15 protein-coding genes and 2 pseudogenes are annotated in these 17,018 nt (G+C 42.8%); 8 read left to right on the forward strand and 9 right to left on the reverse strand.

The window, feature by feature from the left end:
• The first annotated feature begins 191 nt into the window (after positions 1-191).
• Positions 192-374 (forward strand): hypothetical protein, encoded by a 183-nt coding sequence (locus CAL7507_RS16760; RefSeq protein ID WP_015129674.1) that lies wholly within the window; start codon positions 192-194, stop codon positions 372-374.
• Between the two features lie 384 nt (positions 375-758).
• On the opposite strand, the gene CAL7507_RS16765 is transcribed toward CAL7507_RS16760, so the two are convergent.
• The 5 genes from CAL7507_RS16765 to CAL7507_RS16785 form a co-directional block, all read right to left on the reverse strand.
• On the reverse strand, positions 759-1,589 hold the full coding sequence (locus CAL7507_RS16765) for a protein-glutamate O-methyltransferase CheR (protein WP_015129675.1): 831 nt from the start codon (positions 1,587-1,589) through the stop codon (positions 759-761).
• Positions 1,589-2,662 (reverse strand): chemotaxis response regulator protein-glutamate methylesterase, encoded by a 1,074-nt coding sequence (locus CAL7507_RS16770; protein ID WP_015129676.1) that lies wholly within the window; start codon positions 2,660-2,662, stop codon positions 1,589-1,591. The genes CAL7507_RS16765 and CAL7507_RS16770 overlap by 1 nt, the downstream gene beginning before the upstream one ends.
• 312 nt (positions 2,663-2,974) lie before the next feature.
• Complete coding sequence (locus CAL7507_RS16775; RefSeq protein ID WP_015129677.1) at positions 2,975-4,276, reverse strand: methyl-accepting chemotaxis protein; 1,302 nt, start codon at positions 4,274-4,276, stop codon at positions 2,975-2,977.
• A gap of 17 nt (positions 4,277-4,293) precedes the next feature.
• A complete protein-coding gene (locus tag CAL7507_RS16780) occupies positions 4,294-4,755 on the reverse strand; it encodes a chemotaxis protein CheW (RefSeq protein WP_015129678.1) in 462 nt (153 codons plus the stop codon).
• Positions 4,748-6,904, reverse strand: a complete 2,157-nt coding sequence (locus tag CAL7507_RS16785) for a chemotaxis protein CheA (protein WP_015129679.1) — start codon at positions 6,902-6,904, stop codon at positions 4,748-4,750. The genes CAL7507_RS16780 and CAL7507_RS16785 overlap by 8 nt, the downstream gene beginning before the upstream one ends.
• A gap of 604 nt (positions 6,905-7,508) precedes the next feature.
• Here CAL7507_RS16785 and CAL7507_RS16790 point away from each other — a divergent pair.
• The 7 genes and pseudogenes from CAL7507_RS16790 to CAL7507_RS30925 all read left to right on the forward strand — a co-directional run.
• Positions 7,509-7,874, forward strand: a complete 366-nt coding sequence (locus CAL7507_RS16790; protein WP_015129681.1) for a response regulator — start codon at positions 7,509-7,511, stop codon at positions 7,872-7,874.
• A gap of 6 nt (positions 7,875-7,880) precedes the next feature.
• Positions 7,881-8,486, forward strand: a complete 606-nt coding sequence (locus CAL7507_RS16795; RefSeq protein ID WP_015129682.1) for a chemotaxis protein CheX — start codon at positions 7,881-7,883, stop codon at positions 8,484-8,486.
• Positions 8,487-8,542: 56 nt separating this feature from the next.
• Positions 8,543-10,159 (forward strand): ATP-binding protein, encoded by a 1,617-nt coding sequence (locus CAL7507_RS16800; RefSeq protein ID WP_015129683.1) that lies wholly within the window; start codon positions 8,543-8,545, stop codon positions 10,157-10,159.
• Positions 10,160-10,167: 8 nt separating this feature from the next.
• Positions 10,168-10,245 (forward strand): annotated as a pseudogene (locus tag CAL7507_RS31780) (hypothetical protein); the annotation flags it as partial.
• Between the two features lie 94 nt (positions 10,246-10,339).
• A complete protein-coding gene (locus CAL7507_RS16805; RefSeq protein ID WP_042341374.1) occupies positions 10,340-10,789 on the forward strand; it encodes an AAA family ATPase in 450 nt (149 codons plus the stop codon).
• Complete coding sequence (locus CAL7507_RS16810; RefSeq protein ID WP_015129685.1) at positions 10,779-11,552, forward strand: tRNA(His) guanylyltransferase Thg1 family protein; 774 nt, start codon at positions 10,779-10,781, stop codon at positions 11,550-11,552. Before CAL7507_RS16805 ends, CAL7507_RS16810 begins: the two co-directional genes overlap by 11 nt.
• Positions 11,552-12,060, forward strand: a pseudogene (locus tag CAL7507_RS30925) (hypothetical protein); the annotation flags it as partial. The gene CAL7507_RS16810 and the pseudogene CAL7507_RS30925, both read left to right, overlap by 1 nt.
• 35 nt (positions 12,061-12,095) lie before the next feature.
• Here CAL7507_RS30925 and CAL7507_RS16820 read toward each other — a convergent pair.
• The 4 genes from CAL7507_RS16820 to CAL7507_RS16835 form a co-directional block, all read right to left on the reverse strand.
• Complete coding sequence (locus tag CAL7507_RS16820) at positions 12,096-12,893, reverse strand: peptidase (RefSeq protein ID WP_015129686.1); 798 nt, start codon at positions 12,891-12,893, stop codon at positions 12,096-12,098.
• A 10-nt stretch (positions 12,894-12,903) separates the two neighbouring features.
• Positions 12,904-13,137, reverse strand: coding sequence for a preprotein translocase subunit SecG (gene secG / locus CAL7507_RS16825; RefSeq protein WP_015129687.1), 234 nt, complete (start codon positions 13,135-13,137; stop codon positions 12,904-12,906).
• 86 nt (positions 13,138-13,223) lie between these two features.
• Positions 13,224-14,822 (reverse strand): 2,3-bisphosphoglycerate-independent phosphoglycerate mutase, encoded by a 1,599-nt coding sequence (gpmI, locus tag CAL7507_RS16830; RefSeq protein ID WP_042342232.1) that lies wholly within the window; start codon positions 14,820-14,822, stop codon positions 13,224-13,226.
• 409 nt (positions 14,823-15,231) lie between these two features.
• Positions 15,232-16,926 (reverse strand): ABC-F family ATP-binding cassette domain-containing protein, encoded by a 1,695-nt coding sequence (locus tag CAL7507_RS16835; RefSeq protein WP_015129689.1) that lies wholly within the window; start codon positions 16,924-16,926, stop codon positions 15,232-15,234.
• Between the last annotated feature and the right edge of the window lie 92 nt (positions 16,927-17,018).

Consider the following 17,018-nt stretch of genomic DNA (forward strand, 5'->3'; position numbering starts at 1 on the left):
AAGCCCTGGCGAATAGAATTCGCGGCTATACAGGCAAAGTCGCCTGGTGCGGACTAACGTAAAAATAAAAGTAAACGCGATTACAACATCGGTAGTGTCGGTAGTTGATATGAAGTGTTTAGGCGGCGTTTGACGGCCGTAGCGAGAGTTTTACTCTGTCCGCAGAATCTCAGTGGCTTCAGAGAAAGAGAGTGTCAATAATTAAGGAGCGCAAAAAATCTACTGAATTGCAGACCGATGCAATTGTGTTGCAGCCCGATGCAATTGTGTTGCAGCCCGATGCAATTGTGTTGCAGCCCGATGCAATTGTGTTGCAGCCCGATGCAATTGTGTTGCAGCCTGATGCAATTGTGTTGCAGCCCGATGCAATTTGAGGACTAAAGTCCTCACTACAAACCTTTAATTAAACCTTTAATTATTTACACCGCTCTATTGATGCAGAAAATTCTCACTAGTATATTAGCTGTGGGTGTTTACCTAACACCCTTAAGCCGGTGGGCATTGCCCACCCTACAAAAAATGCTGTAGAGACGCGATTCATCGCGTCTGATTCATCGCGTCTTTAGGTTAGAGAGACGCGATAAATCGCTGTCTCTACAACAAATTTATTCGTCAATTCTTTCTTGACAGATTACTAGTACAGCACGGCGGAAATAAAGCTACCTTGAGGGAGCGACAAAAAGCATACAGTATATACCTCTTGCTTTCATACTTCATACTTCTCCTGACGGAGACGCTACGCGAACAGCCTTCTTCTACTAGTGCAATTGATAGCAGATACCTTTGTTAAATGAAACCTGCTTGAATGAGGCATCCAGGTTGATAGTCGTCTCAGCGGTACCGAGAAACAGGTAGCCATCTGTTTTTAATTGCTGTTTTACCTTTCTCAGTAAGGCTTTCTTGGTCGCTATATCGTAGTAGATTAAAACATTGCGTAAAAAGATCACGTCGATTTCGGGAAGTGATGACCAAGATTCCATCAGGTTGATCTGACGAAACTCTGTCATCTGGCGAATTTCGTCCTTGATTTGCCAGTCACTATCTAGCCGATGAAAGTATTTGTCACGCAGATTTTTAGATAGTCCACGGTTAATTTCAAGTTGGTTATAATGCCCTTTTTCGGCACGCGTTAAAACCTTGGTAGAAAAATCGCTAGCAATTAACCTGATAGACCAATTGGTAAGTAAGGGAAAATGTTCACGAATTAGCATAGCGATGCTGTAGGGTTCTTGCCCATTAGAGCAAGCAGCACACCAAATATTGAGCGATCGCTCAATAGCCCGTTTTTTGATTAACTCTGGTAGTATGTATTGTCTGAGTGCTTCAAAAGGGTGATGATCTCGAAAGAATGAGGTTTCATTAGTGACTAACGCCTCGATTGTCTGGGCATGAAGATTGTTAAAGGGTTGAGCCTTTAGATATGCTACCAGTTCAGCAATTAAAGTGAATCCTGCTGATTCGGCAATTGGCTGTAAATGTAGCTCCGCAAGATAGCTTTTATTAGCAGACAACACAACTGCTGAATGCTCATGAACTAATTGACGAAGATACTCAAAATCATTGGCGCTGACACTGTTAGTCTGTTGCATTACAGACCTGAAAGAGGAATTTTCTGGTCACGAATTCGCCGCATAATTTCACTTGCCATTTGGTCAAGGGTGACAATTTGATTAGCAAGTCCAGCATTAACCACAACTCTAGGCATTCCCCACACCACGCTACTAGCTTTGTCTTGGGCTAGCACTTGTCCACCCGCCTCGCGGATGCACTGACAGCCATGTAACCCATCTTGCCCCATCCCTGTGAGGATAACTGCGATCGCCCCAGCACCATAAACTTCTGCTACCGAGCGGAAGAGTACATCTACTGAAGGACGACAGGAATTTTCGCTCGGTGCTTGATGAGTCGCCAGTCGAACTACACCTTTGTCGCGTTCCACAACCAAATGAAAATCTCCCGGTGCAATCCAAGCTTGTCCAGGTTCTAATACTACTCCGGGAACGGCTTCATTGACTGGGATTTGACATTTAGAAGCTAATTGTTCAGCTAATAGTTTCGTAAACATGGGGGGCATGTGTTGGACAATCAAAATGGGAACTGATAAATCGGCTGGAAGTTCTCTAAGCAATACAGTTAGGGCATTAGGTCCCCCAGTAGAAACCCCAATTGCTACAACCTCTACCCGCTTTGTATTGGTGTAAACAGGAAAAACAACTGGATGATCAACCGTGCTTGGTGTCGTCAATGGAGTAGTTCCTGCACCAAATACTTTAATTTTGGGAATTAAATCCGCTTGAATATGTTGATTTATGTCCTCTACACTTCCTAAATTACTAGGTTTTGTGGCATAATCTGATGCCCCTAAAGAGAGAGCTTCGAGGGTGGCGATCGCTCCAGTCCGTGTAGAGGTACTGAACATAATCACTGGTAGGTGCGGATAAATTTGTCGAATCGCAGACAGAGTTTGTAAACCATCCATTTCTGGCATTTCAATATCCAGAATCACAACATCAGGATTAACCTGGGGAATTTTAGCAAGGGCGATGCGACCGTTAGCAGCGACTCCTACCACTTCTAGTTCTGGATCGATAGACAAAATCTTACTGATGCGACTCCGAACTACTACCGCGTCATCAACAACTAGTATTCGGATTTTGGGCATTGGGGAATGGGGAATGGGGAATTGGGAATTGGGAATTGGGAATTGGGAATGGGGAATGGGGAACCTAGGGTGGTGTACAAAACCAAAATCGTTGTAGATCCTCCCAAGGAATGTGGATTACAGCAGTTTTCGTGTATTTAGACCACGCGCTGATATCTGTATTTCTTTCTTCCTTTGCGCCTCTGCGCCTCTGCGTGAGATATCCTCTTAATAAATCAAGGGACAGTGAAAAAACTAAATTTCTTTCTTCCTTTGCGCCTCTGCGCCTCTGCGTGAGATATCCTCTTAATAAATCAAGGGACAGCAAAAAAACTAATATATAAACTGGCTAACGACTTTCTGCAAATCTACTGCCATACGCGATAATTCTGTAGCTGCTTCTAACGTATTACTAGTTCCAATCGTCGTACTTTGAGTATTCAATGCCACAACTGCGATATTTTTGGCAATATCAGATGTCCCTTTGGCTGCTTCAGCAACATTGCGGCTAATTTCATTTGTCGTTGCTGTTTGTTCTTCAATAGCACTAGCGATCGTACTTTGAAAGTCGTTGATTTGATTGATAATCTCAGTAATCTGAGTGATGGCTTGAACCGCAGCTTTTGTATCTGTCTGAATTGCTTCAATGCGCTGGCTAATATCTTCAGTCGCATTTGCTGTTTGTTTGGCTAATTCTTTCACCTCATTTGCGACTACAGCAAATCCTCTGCCAGCATCTCCGGCTCTTGCGGCCTCAATTGTCGCATTGAGCGCCAGTAAGTTTGTTTGTCCAGCGATCGCCGTAATCACTTTAATTACTTTGCCAATTTCAATGCTGCTTTGACCAAGTTTATTAATTGTTTCATTGGTGCTGTCAGCAGTTTTAACGGCTTGAGTTGTGACTTTTGCCCCTTCAATGATGGTCTTAGCAATTTCTTGAATGCTGGCATTCATCTGCTCTACCGCCGTCAAAATTGTACTGCTATTTTGGCTCACCTGTTCGGCGGAGCTAGATGCAGAGGTTGCCTGTTCAGCAGTTTGTTCGGCGTTTTGAGTCATTTCTGTGCTAACTGCGGTCAATTCTTCTGATGAAGACGCAACGGCAGTTGCCACCTCTGCCATCTGTCTGATTGAAGACCTCAAGCTGCTAATCATTTGATTAGCATTATCTGTAAGCTGTTTAAAATCTCCAGCATTGCGTTCTTCAATTTGTTTGGATAAATTTCCTTGAGCAACTACAAGAGTTACTTCATTAATACTTTGTAATTGCTCTCTTAAATTTGTAGACATTTGGTTAAAATTATCAAGTAATCCTTGCCAACTTCCCTCTGCTCCTTTGACAACAACTTGAGAGCCAAGCTTCCCTTCTGTACCAATTTCGGTTGTCAAACGAGAGACTTCTTGGGCAAAGTTTTGGTTCAAACTTACCAATTCATTAAAAACTAAAACAATTTCACCTAGTTCATTATTCTCGGCAGCTAAACGGACGCTAAAATCACCATTTTTTACAGATTTCAGTGCTAATAGTAACGCTTGCAGTTGCTCTTTTGTGACACCATTATCAGCCGACGAAGATACACTATCCTCTGAAGAAGATTTAGAGTTGGCTGTTTTTGCAGCCCTATTCGTAGTCATTACAAAGCGCTCCTCAATTAGTGGGTAACGTGATTTATATCTAGAATTTTTTCGGCATCTAAAACTAGCAGAAATCCATCTGGGAGAGGGTAAGCTCCTGCTAGCATCAAACGCATTTTACCTTTTAAGGTTGTAGGTGGGAGTTGAAATGTATTCTCTGGAAACTCTAAGACATCACCAACATTATCGACGAGCAGACTGACTACTTCATCCTCAAAACTTACAATAATATTAAATCCCTGGGCTTCATCTACAAGTTTTATATTTGATTGGGTCTGCGGTTCGCTCATCTCTAATCGGCGTTGCAAATCGATTACAGTAATAATTTGTCCACGTAAATTAATTAATCCACAGATATCTGGTGGGGCTAAAGGTATACGAGTTATTGTTTGTGGGCGAATCACTTCTTGAACGTGTCGCACATCAATACCAAAATAAACTCCTTTAAGAAAAAATGTACAAATTTGTTGTTCAGCCATCAGCAATCAATTGCAGCAAATGAGGGTTAGCAATGCGAATTACAGCCTCAATATCAAGGATTTCTGTAATTTTACCCTGAAATACAGCGCACAAAAGCACACCCGGTCTACTAGAGACACCTGTAATTATCAGTGGTTCTTCTACAATGTCAAGAATCCGCTCAACCACTAGCGCCACGCTGAGTTCTGCGGAGGGGGAGACAATCACTATCTGGAGTGTCTCTGCAACAGTTGCCCTACTTTGCTCATCGAGGTGATGCTCATGGGAAAATACTTGATGCAAGTCAATTAGCGGCAAAATTTTCCCGTAAGACTGCACGACATAGTGATTCCCTACTTTCTCTACCGCAGAACAAAGAATCTCTTCGAGCCGAAAGGCAATGGCCAGGGGAATGCCCATACGATCGCCTCCTGGCCCCTCAAACAATAATATGGTTTGGCGATCGCTAACTTGGTCTTGGTCTTTTCTGCTGTTTTCAATCAATAACTGCTGCTTTTGTTTTGCGGTTACACCAGAACTGTTTGCTAAACCAATAACATCAATAATTAATGTCACAGTGCCATCCCCTAAAATAGTTGCTCCAGCAAATAAAGATAGCGCCTTTAGCTGTTTTCCTAGAGGTTTAAGCATAATGTCTTGGATGTCTTCAATGGTGTCTACAACCAATCCAAATTGATAGTTATCAACTTGCAAAATTACCAGACTGAATAGTTCCAATTTGGGAACATTATTAGATATTTGTAATACTTGATTTAAATAAACTAATGGTACAAGAGTGTCCCGCAAGCGATACACAGGAACATCGTAAAACATCTCAATTTGATTAACTGCCTGTGCTTCTAGGCGTACTAATTCTTGTATACTTGCTTGGGGAATGGCATAGCGATCGCCACCACTGCTGACAATTAATGCGGGAATAATCGCCAAGGTCAGGGGAATCTTAATTTTGAATGTCGTTCCTTGTCCTGGCTGGCTATGAATTTCAATCGTGCCGTTAATTTTATCAATATTAGTCTTGACAATATCCATCCCGACTCCACGCCCAGAAAGCTTTGTCACCTGTTCTGAAGAAGATAAGCCGGGTAAGAAAATTAAGTTTATCGCCTCCGATTCACTCATGGACGCAGCTTCGACAGCACTGACTAAACCCAGTTGCTGCGATCGTTTTTTAAGTTTTTCTACATCGATCCCACGACCATCATCACCAATTTCAATATTGACTTTGCCGCTTTCATGATAGGCTCTTAAAAATAGCCGTCCCACAGATGACTTTCCACAAGCAGTCCGCTCGGCTGGGAACTCAATGCCATGATCTATACAGTTGCGTACTAAGTGAGTTAAGGGGTCTTTAATCGCTTCAATAATGCTTTTATCCAGTTCAGTATCTATCCCCTCCATGTCAACCTTGACTTGTTTACCAGAGGCGATCGCTAAATCGCGGGTGACGCGAGGAAACTTTTGCCAAATGGTACTAATTGATTGCAGCCGAGTTTTCATGATCTCTTCCTGCAACTGAGATGTCAGAAGACTCAGGTGTTGGCAAGTAGTAGCAAAGCTACTATCCTTAAACTTTGTACTAAATCCGATCACCTGATTACGGGTTAAAACGAGTTCACCCACCAGGTTCATCACCTGATCTAGCAGGTTAACATTGACTCGGATCTGAGAAGATTCTGATGCTGTCAGGGTTGAGACTTCCGGGAATTCGTGATTGAGAGGCGTACTATCTGGATTTACTTGTAACCCTTGCTGATGCTCAGTTGACTGCAATTGAGCTAAAGTCGTAATCAGTGCTGAATAATCGCGATCGCCCTCATGCCTCGTTGCTTCAATTTGGGACAGAATCTGCCGAATGCTGTCAAGTATTTGCAGTAACCCATTGATGATCGTGGGGGTAATTTCTAGCTGGCCAGTGCGTAAAGACGAGAGCAAATTTTCCCCAGCATGAGCAACTGATTCCAATTTGCGAAACGGTAAAAAGCCGCAGTTTCCTTTAATTGTGTGGAGTGAGCGATAAATGCGAACTAGGGCTTCTGCTTGTTCTGATGTTTTCTCTATAGAAATAATATCTTGTTCAATTTGATTTAGATTTTCATAGCTCTCAATGAGGAATGCTTCTATATCATCGTCAATTTCTGTTAACTCCATTTCCTTATCGGTTAAACATCTATATCCTTTGTGTTCATGCTAATTTAATTGTCAATCTCAGCAATATACTGCTTTAATTTAATGTTTAGATTTTTCATTCTTGAAACGTAATGTTATTTTAATGGTAAAGTAATAAATATGCAATGTCTTCGTTACTATTCAAGTCAAACTTTCAATAATGGTTTTGCTCAAGTCAGACAATGTTACAAATGTAAACAATGTGGTCGTCAGTTTATCGAATCTTAGAAACCTTAGTGCTACTCCAAAGATGTCAAGCAATTATGTCTCAAGATGGATGCATTTTAAAGTTATAAATCTACGATAAATCGAGCGGGTGAAAGATATTCACCACACGACAATTTTGCATTGGCTTCCTAAAGCTAGGCTTGACTTAGATGAAATTTCAAATACTTAAACTTTTTTGTGATATGGTATACCATTAAGTGTTCAGCAAAAGAATTATAGGATTCCTAATTAAATATTTTTTAATTGATGAACTAGATTTAAATTATTTTTTGATGGTAAAAATGTCATTTCATTAATGAAATCAGTTAACTGAAATAAATCAACAATCATTGAGCTAAAACACGAAGAGGTAGAGATAATGACATTGGTTTTGATTATTGATGATGCAGCCTTTTCTCGTAGAATGATCCGAAAGTTTCTGCAAGTTGATGGTTACGAAATTATAGAAGCAACTAATGGGCGTGAGGGATTAGAATTAGTTCACCAGCGCCAGCCCAATTGCGTATTAGCGGATCTACTCATGCCAGACATTAATGGGTTTGAATTTCTGCAAGCTCTACAAGATGAAAAATTAAAAGTTCCCACAATTATCATCTCAGCCGATATCCAAGAAGGGGCGCGCAATCAAAGTTATAGTCTTGGGGCGATCAACTTTATTAATAAACCACCGAAAGAAAATGAATTGCGAAAAGCAGTGCAGCAAGTTATTAATACTAAGGAATGAGTTTTGATGAATGTAACAGCAGAACAACTAGATGCACTACAAGAATTGATTAATATTGGAGTTGGTCGAGCCGCAAGTCTGCTGAATGAGATGGTAGACTGTCACATTGGCCTCAAAATTCCATTTGTGAAAGTATTAACTGCTGCTGAGACTTATCAGGAATTAGCAACACGATTCCATGATGACAGCTTGGCATCTGTAAGGCTAGGCTTTACAGGTTCTTTTTCTGGTGCTGCGGGCTTGATTTTTCCTACAGACAGTGCATCATCACTAGTTGCAGTGCTTACAGGTGAAGAGCCAGGATCGGCTGATCTAGATGCGGTGAAAATTGGCACTCTGAGCGAAATTGGTAACATTGTCATCAATGGGGTAATGGGTTCACTTAGTAATGTGCTTAAGCAGCATGTGAACTATACATTACCTGTTTACTTAGAAGATACAATTGAAAACTTATTAGTATCTACATATGAAAGCGATTCTAAAATCTTGCTAGCACAAGCTCGATTCATAATTGAAAAGTTAGAAATTATTGGGGATATTATTTTAATCTTTCACGTAGGTACATTTGATGCGCTGCTCAATGCAATTAATGATGAAATTGCAGTCATGTAATCAAGAAAATATCCTAATGTTGCTGTATAAAAATATTGAGACATTATGTTAAAACAATGAATATTATAGAACAAGCTAATGAAAAATTTAGCCTTTTAGATAAGATGCCTTTAGGATCTTTTGTTCTACAGTCAGATTACATTGTTTTATTTTGGAACTGCTGCTTAGAGGAATGGACAAAAATTTCCCGAAATCAAATTTTAGGAAATTCTATTCATGAATATTTTCCTCATTTGAATCAGCCTCGTTATACTAGTCGATTGGATCAAATTTTTCAAGGGGGTCCTCCCGCAATATTTTCTTCTCAACTGCATAAATATGTTATTCCTATACCAATATCTGAAAATAAATATCGCATTCAGCAGACAACTGTAACTGCTGTGTCTGCATTAGACGAAAATAAGTTTTATGCCCTGTTCTCAATTGAAGATTTCACAGATTTAACTTTTCGAGTTCAGGAATATAAAAACTTACGAGATCAAGCACTAGCAGTAGCAGAAGAACGCCAGAAAGCGCAACAAGCAGCTGAGGTAGCAAACCGCATCAAAGATGAATTTCTGGCAATTGTTTCTCACGAACTTCGTTCTCCGCTTAATCCAATTTTGGGTTGGACAAAGCTACTGAAAAAGCGCTCATTAAACGAAGCTACTACTGTGCGTGCCCTGGAGACAATCGAACGAAATGCTGTACTACAGGCTCAGTTGATTGAAGACTTGTTGGATATCTCCCGCATTCTCCGGGGTAAGCTAGCACTGAATTTAGAAGCCGTTGATCTGGCTTTTACTATTGAAGCTGCCTTAGAGACAGTGCAATTAGCAGCAGAAGCAAAGTCTATTCAAATTAATCTTGATCTAAATATAGACATTGGACAAGTTAAGGGTGATAGTAGTCGTCTTCAACAAGTTGTTTGGAATTTACTCTCTAACGCCATTAAATTCACACCGTCTGGTGGAAAAGTCGAAGTCTACTTAGAACAGATTGATTCTCAGATAGAACTGAGAGTCTGTGATACGGGTAAAGGTATTAATCCTGATTTTCTGCCACACGTATTCGAGTATTTCCGTCAGGCAGATAGTAGTACCAGCCGAAGTTCTGGCGGCTTAGGACTTGGTTTGGCGATCGTGCGCCAACTTGTCGAGTTGCATGGTGGTAGAGTTTGGGCACAAAGCCCTGGCGAGGGGCAAGGCGCGACATTTACAGTTTGCCTACCGGTGGTTCAAGAGAATCGGGAAGTCCAAATTGAAGATCGGAATATATCTGAAGATTCCTATTCATTATCTATGCTCCATGCTCCACTAGAAGGGGTACAGTTATTAGTTGTGGATGATGATGCTGATACCCGCGAGTTTCTTGTCTTCTTATTGGAACAAGAGGGAGCGATCGTGAGAAGTGCAGCATCCGCAAGCATTGCACTCCATATCATAGCACAGTCAAAACCAGACCTGCTGTTGAGCGATCTGGGTATGCCAGAAGTTGATGGCTACACTTTGATCCAAAAATTACGAGCAATGCCTGCTAATCAAGGTGGACAGATTCCCGCGATCGCCCTAACTGCTTACGCCGCAGAAACTACACAAAAACAGGTTTTAACAGCTGGATTTCAACTTCATATCACTAAACCAGCCGATCCCTCAAAACTAGTAGCTGCAATTGCCGCACTGGTTGAGTTATGACACGGTTCTATTTGAGTGTAGCGATCGCTCAGGTGTTTAGCACGGCCTTAGGAGGGCGCTGCAAAGACTTACCAGAATTAGTACAGTGGAATTTCAACTGATAGGAACGGAAGATCCAGAAGTTGGTTCACCCACACAAATGGCGGTGTTTCGCCGTAACTCCTAATATCATCATCGATTATGGAAGCAATTATTTTTGTAGGAATCCAGGGAGCAGGTAAATCTACCTTTTATCGCGATCGCTTCTTTAATACTCACATCCGCATTAACCTTGATATGCTCAAAACTCGTCATCGAGAGCAAATTTTTCTGCAAACTTGTTTAGAAACTAAACAGCGTTTTGTTGTGGACAATACTAACCCAACGGTGGAAGAAAGAAAACGCTATATTACTCCAGCGAAAGTGAAAGGTTTCCGCATTGTGGGTTACTACTTTCAGTCTCAACTAGAAGACTGCAAGCAACGAAATAGCCAAAGACCTCCTGAAGAAATTGTACCTTTGGTTGGACTGTTAGCAACGTATAAAAAGCTGGAATTACCGAGTTGGAACGAAGAGTTTGATACACTTTATTCGGTGAAAAATGACTTAAATAATTCATTTGTTGTTGAGGAATGGAACCGTGAAATTTGATGAACTTGATAGCAAAATGCGGGTGTTTGAGACAGCACACGATTATTGTGTGCTACCTGGACTTTACATAGTTGCAAGATTAGATGGACGCAGCTTTACTCGCCTGACAAAAGAAGTGCATCAATTTGAGGCTCCCTACGATATTCGCTTTCGAGATTTGATGCTGGCAACTGTCGAACATTTGTTAAACTGCGGGTTAGATATCACTTATGGTTATACCCAAAGTGATGAAATCTCTCTACTGTTTGCTCAACAAGAAAACACTTTCAACCGCAAATTAAGAAAACTCAATTCAGTTTTAGCAGGTGAAGCCAGCGCCAAATTTTCTTTACTATTAGGTGCTATTGGCTGCTTTGACTGTCGCATTTCGCAGCTTCCTAATATAGAAGAAGTCGTAAATTATTTTCGTTGGCGCAGTGAGGATGCCCACAGAAATGCTCTCAATGCTCATTGTTACTGGTGTCTGCGTCGAGATGGCAAAAGTGTAACTGAAGCAACCAGCATGATGAAAGGGTTATCTGTTGCCGATAAAAACGAATTATTATTCCAGCATGGGATTAATTTTAATCATCTGCCCAATTGGCAAAAACGAGGTGTGGGGCTGTATTGGGAAGAATACCAAAAGCAGGGATTCAACCCAATCAGCGGTGAAACTGTCCCAGCACTACGGCGACGCGTCAGGCGAGATTTGGACTTGCCAATGAAGGATGAGTACAGCAAGTTTATTGCCAAACTTTTGAATAACCCTCATTTGTTACTCTAGCCAAAGCACAGGGACTACTGCGACAACAGTATGCTCCTGTGGGAGTGTCATCATGCGTTGCTCTTAATGATGCTGTTAGCAGTTTACAACAAGCAAGCGATCGCGGCGTAGATATCAGCACCCAACTCAGTCATTACCAACAGCGTGCAGATATGGCACATCAGTATGTCAGTGCTTACCGCCAATAGTGATCGGGGGTGAAGGTATGGTTGTCAAGCCGATGGACTTTATCGTTCAAGGTAGTCGCGGCATTGTCCAGCCTGTAGTGAAATGTCGCGGACAAGAATATCTGCGGATTATCTATGGCGCTGAATATTCAGCCCCAGAGAATCTGCAACGTCTGCGCCAACGGGGCTTATCTCACAAGTGTTCTTTGGCGATGCGCGAGTTTGCCTTGGGTGTTGAAGCATTGGAGCGCTTTGTCGCCCATAGCCCTCTGCGCCGCGTCCATGAATGTGTTTTCGGCATTCTGGCACTGGAAAGCGAACCCGTCGATCCACGACTTTGAAATAGAGGCAAGGGGCAGGGATCTGTTATACTATTTCACAAAATGCCTGATACAAATAATTTGTCCCTAATTTTTCCACCCCCTGCTTTTTCACTATCCACTAAAGACCACCCCAAACTAGTTGGCTGTTCATAAACCCGTTTCAAAGTATTTACATCTCTCAGGGAAATTGCAGGCGGTTGACGCACTTGGGAAAAATAAAGAGCATCGGTTTGTAGCGGACTATGACCCCAAATTCCTAAAGCATGACCGAGTTCGTGACGTGTAGCTGCTTGCACATACTCACCTGTTTGACTAGGACTCAACAAGATAGTGAAGCGGTGAGATAAAACATTGTTGTTGCCATATAACTCATAGCTAGTTTGAGCAGAACGCGCCCTGGGAATTTTATCGCCAGGAGAAATTTGCAACGGTGGCGCTTGTCGCACAACCTTGATATCAGCAATTTCTGGTTGTTCGACTACCAATAAAGGTAAATATGTATTCCACTCTTGTATAGCCTGTAAAACACCTGCAAGCCATACTTGCTGCTGCTCATCGCTAACTGCTTTTGGCGGTTCTACATAAACTCGCACTGGGAACTGTGACCAAACTAAATAACCAACTTGAGTAGGTGTAATTTGAGCAAAATAATCTCCACTGTTGGTGTTATCTTCCCACTGCGCGAGTGTCGGGGGTAGGGGATGGGGTGTTGGGAGAGATGGGGGGAGGGAGAGGAGGGGAGGATTAGTTAAAATGACAAGCAGCCCTGTGCCAATAAATAAGGCAAGGGCTGTGAGTAAGCGCCGTGAAATTGAATGTATTAGGGTTGGGTGTTGGGTGGTTTTGCCCATTTCCCTATCCTTATTTAGGCAACCAGCCGGCGCTTAAAACCACCGTTAAACCGAGAAAAATTACTGTCAATGCCCAAGTAACTCGGTTCAAGGTATTTTCTGCACTTTTGGTGCTACTAAATAATTGGGCTTGTCCACCAATAGCACCAATCCCGTCACCTTTGGGGCTATGTAGCAAAACCAAAATAATCAAACCAGCGGCGGAAAACGCCCAAATGCCTTGCACAATGTTAGAAGCTGTCATGGTAGGGATCTAAATAAATAGATAATAAATTTCAACACAGAGGAGACAGTTAACTGTTAACAGTTAACAGGTAACTGTCTCCCATTTTACATACTGGCTTGCACAGGAGTACGAGTGCGTTGCACATCATATTCTGCTGCTTTCACGAGCGATCGCCCTGTCATTTCTGACGGCTGGGGTAGTTGTAAAATCTCCAGAATTGTGGGAGCAATGTCGGCTAACTTGCCATCGTTTCGCAGTTCGACATCTGTACCATGTCCAGGGATTTTTACTCCTTCTCCTTCCACCAAGATGAAAGGAACGGGGTTAGTGGTATGGGCTGTCCAGGGATTATCTGTCTCATCTAGCATATACTCGGCGTTGCCGTGGTCAGCAGTAATAATCGTTGTCCCGCCGACTTTGGTAATGCTGCTGAGTAGGCGACCTAAACAGCTATCGACCTTTTCCACTCCGGCGATCGTCGCTGCTATTTGACCAGTATGCCCTACCATGTCTGGGTTAGCATAGTTAATCACCACTAGGGAGTAGATGCGCTTTTCCACAGCAGCGATCGCTACATCGGTTACGGCTTCTGCTGACATTGCTGGGGCTTTGTCATAAGTCGCCACCATTGGACTGCTGACCAATTCTCGGTCTTCCCCTGGGAAAGGCTCCTCTAATCCACCATTAAAGAAGTAGGTGACATGGGCGTATTTTTCTGTTTCGGCAGTACGAAACTGATTTAGACCCCGATTGGCTATGACTTCTCCCAGAATATTACTGAGGTTCTGAGGTGCAAAGGCCACGGCCACTGGTAAGTCTGAATCGTATTGCGTGAAGGTAGCAAACGATAGCGGCTTGATTTGCTGTCTTTCAAAGCCTGTGAACTTGGGACTGACAAAAGCTTGGGTTAGTTGTCTAGCGCGATCGGGGCGGAAGTTGAAAAATATTACGCCATCCCCTGGTTCTATTGCACCAGGAGCAAGGCGTAATGGAGCGATGAATTCATCTGTCACCCCTTCAGAGTAAGAGGTTTGCAAGACTTCTACAGCCTTGCGTCCATCACCTGCTCCATCTTGCGTCATCACGTCGTAAGCGCGTTTGACCCGATCCCAGCGGTGATCGCGATCCATCGCGTAGTAACGACCACTAAGGGTGGCTATCCGCCCAATGCCGATGCGGTCTAAGTAGTCTTGCAACAACCCAATTACTTTTACACCATCTGTGGGAGTGGTATCACGTCCATCAGTAATTGCGTGGATACAAACTTCTGCAATTCGCTCTTGCTTGGCTAAGTCGAGTAGTCCGAATAGATGGCTGATGTGAGAATGTACCCCACCTTCAGAACAAAGCCCTACTAGGTGTAGCTTGCCATTGCTAGAGCGAACTTCTTGGCAAATCTTGACAAGTGCTGGGTTGCTGAGGATAGAACCGTCTTCAACGGCATCGGAGATGCGTACTAATTCTTGTGGTACGACTCGCCCAGCGCCAATGTTCAAATGACCAACTTCTGAGTTGCCCATTTGACCCTCTGGCAACCCTACGGCTTTTCCTGATGTGCGAATGAGGGTGTGCGGATAAGCTGTCCATAAGCTATCCATGACTGGAGTTTTAGCGGCGACAATAGCATTTCCTCGCTTCTCCTCGCAGTAGCCCCATCCGTCTAAAATGACTAGCACCACAGGAGCAACAGGTGCCTTGGTCATAGTAAAATTGCCCTTTACTTTTTGTAATACCCGAATGATACCATTGCTAATCACCGCCGCAAGTGAATTTCTGCTTATTAACTTCTTTTGTGAATGATTTAAATTTTTCTTAGATTTTTTTTAACTTTAGGAATTGTTGCATATTTTTTGTGATAATTAGGTGGGCATAATCTGGCCATAAATACTTGTGAGAAATAAAAGCCATAGATCCCCGACTTCTTTCAAGAAGTCGGGGATCTAGTAGTTTCTTAAGGATGATTTAGGATTTTTTGAGTAAATAAGTAGTAGAGAACAAATGCTATAGCGCTTCCCATTCAAATGAAGTACAAAAATATATCACGCTGTGTAGGGGCATGGCACTGCCATGCCCTTACCGATGTACCTCACGCTTGTCGATAAATACTATACTTCATTTGCGTTTTGCGGAAGTTTTAGCAGTTTTAGCAGCTTTCTTTGCTGCTTTTTCCGCAGCGATCGCCTCTAATTTTGCTTGTTCTTTTTCTTCAGCGATTTTCTCTAGATAGTAGTGATAATTCCCCAGATAAACGCGGAATTCACCATCACGAATTTCCACGATTTTGTTAGCTACCTGAGATATAAAATAACGGTCGTGGGAAACTACAATTGCCGTGCCATCATAGTTCTGGATGGCTTGTTCCAACATTTCTTTAGCTGGAATATCTAGGTGGTTTGTCGGTTCATCCAAAATTAGTAAGTTTGCTGGACGTAAGAGCATTTTTGCTAAGGCTAAACGCGCTTTTTCCCCCCCACTTAATGCGTTTACCTGTTTAAATACTGTGTCACCAGTGAATAAAAAGCTACCCAGAAGCGTGCGGACTTCTTCGTTTTTCCAATCAGGGACTTCATCATGGATCGTTTCCATGACGGTTTTGTTCAAGTCCAAAGCTTCCGCCTGATTTTGCTCAAAATATCCAGGGATAACGTTATGTTCACCCAGGGTGACGCTACCTTCTGTGGGTGGTTCCGTACCCATAATTACCCGCAACAGCGTCGATTTCCCTGCGCCATTGGGGCCTAAGAAAGCAATGCGATCGCCTCTTTCAATCAGCAGATTCGCTGCTAAAAAGAGAATTTTGTCACCATAGACATGAGTTAAATCCTTGATTTGCACTACCTCTCGGCCACTGCGGGGTGCGGGAGGAAAGCGGAATTGCAGGGTTCTGACGCCAGCGATTGGTGCTTCAATGCGCTCAACTTTTTCTAGTTGCTTTTCGCGGCTTTTCGCTTGGGTACTGCGGGTAGCACTGGCGCGGAATCTGTCCACAAAGGTTTGCTGCTTATCGAGTTCTTTTTTCTGGCGTTCGTAAGCACTCAGTTGTGCTGATTGATTTTCAGCTTTTTGTTGGAGGTAGGCTGAGTAATTACCCAGGTAGGTAGCGGAAACACCACGTTCAGTTTCCACAATTTGAGTGCAGAGGCGGTCAAGAAACTCTCGGTCATGGGAAACTATCACCATTGGGGTAATTAGCCCTTTGAGGTAATTTTCCAGCCACTCAATGGTTTCTAAGTCTAGATGGTTTGTCGGTTCATCCAGCAGCAATAAATCAGGTTTTTGCAGCAGGATTTTACCCAAACTCATCCGCATTTGCCAACCACCAGAGAAAGCGCTCACTAGGCGATCGCCATCTTCTGGTTCAAATCCCATCTCTGGTAAAATTTTGCCAATGCGTGCCTCTAAGCCATAGCCATCCAATGCTTCAAACTGGCGCTGTAAACGATCCAACTTGTTGATCAGGTGATCCAGTTCTTCCGGGGTAGCGGTTTCCATCTCTTGCGTTACCTGCGCCAGAGACAACTGTACTTGGTTAGCTTCCTTAAATACTGTCCAAAATTCTTCTCTGACAGTCCGACTAGGGTCTACTTCAAACTCTTGGTTGAGGTAAGCTATATGTAGGCTAGCAGGACGAATGATTTCGCCAGCGGTGGGTTCCATCTCTCCGGAGATGATTTTCAGTTGGGTGGATTTTCCCGCACCGTTGACACCGACTAAGCCAATGCGATCGCCTGGTTTGACTTCCCAGTTGATATCTTTGAGAACTTCGCCTGTGGGATAAATTTTACTGATATGTTCAAGTCGCAGCATCAAGTTTCTCTGAGGTAGGGAATGGATGGTTGGAGAGGATGTACTATCACCGTGTTAATCTTAACAAAATTTAACTGAAAAATCGTCATAAA

Source organism: Calothrix sp. PCC 7507 (assembly GCF_000316575.1).
Taxonomy (GTDB): domain Bacteria; phylum Cyanobacteriota; class Cyanobacteriia; order Cyanobacteriales; family Nostocaceae; genus Fortiea.

Excerpts from the sequence above, each read along its gene's own strand:
- CAL7507_RS16765 (WP_015129675.1), bottom strand. The coding sequence starts at position 1,589 with ATGCAACAGACTAACAGTGTCAGCGCCAATGATTTTGAGTATCTTCGT.
- CAL7507_RS16770 (WP_015129676.1), bottom strand. The coding sequence starts at position 2,662 with ATGCCCAAAATCCGAATACTAGTTGTTGATGACGCGGTAGTAGTTCGG.
- CAL7507_RS16775 (WP_015129677.1), bottom strand. The coding sequence starts at position 4,276 with ATGACTACGAATAGGGCTGCAAAAACAGCCAACTCTAAATCTTCTTCA.
- CAL7507_RS16780 (WP_015129678.1), bottom strand. The coding sequence starts at position 4,755 with ATGGCTGAACAACAAATTTGTACATTTTTTCTTAAAGGAGTTTATTTT.
- CAL7507_RS16785 (WP_015129679.1), bottom strand. The coding sequence starts at position 6,904 with ATGGAGTTAACAGAAATTGACGATGATATAGAAGCATTCCTCATTGAG.
- CAL7507_RS16790 (WP_015129681.1), top strand. The coding sequence starts at position 7,509 with ATGACATTGGTTTTGATTATTGATGATGCAGCCTTTTCTCGTAGAATG.
- CAL7507_RS16795 (WP_015129682.1), top strand. The coding sequence starts at position 7,881 with ATGAATGTAACAGCAGAACAACTAGATGCACTACAAGAATTGATTAAT.
- CAL7507_RS16800 (WP_015129683.1), top strand. The coding sequence starts at position 8,543 with ATGAATATTATAGAACAAGCTAATGAAAAATTTAGCCTTTTAGATAAG.
- CAL7507_RS16805 (WP_042341374.1), top strand. The coding sequence starts at position 10,340 with ATGGAAGCAATTATTTTTGTAGGAATCCAGGGAGCAGGTAAATCTACC.
- CAL7507_RS16820 (WP_015129686.1), bottom strand. The coding sequence starts at position 12,893 with ATGGGCAAAACCACCCAACACCCAACCCTAATACATTCAATTTCACGG.
- secG (WP_015129687.1), bottom strand. The coding sequence starts at position 13,137 with ATGACAGCTTCTAACATTGTGCAAGGCATTTGGGCGTTTTCCGCCGCT.
- gpmI (WP_042342232.1), bottom strand. The coding sequence starts at position 14,822 with ATGACCAAGGCACCTGTTGCTCCTGTGGTGCTAGTCATTTTAGACGGA.
- CAL7507_RS16835 (WP_015129689.1), bottom strand. The coding sequence starts at position 16,926 with ATGCTGCGACTTGAACATATCAGTAAAATTTATCCCACAGGCGAAGTT.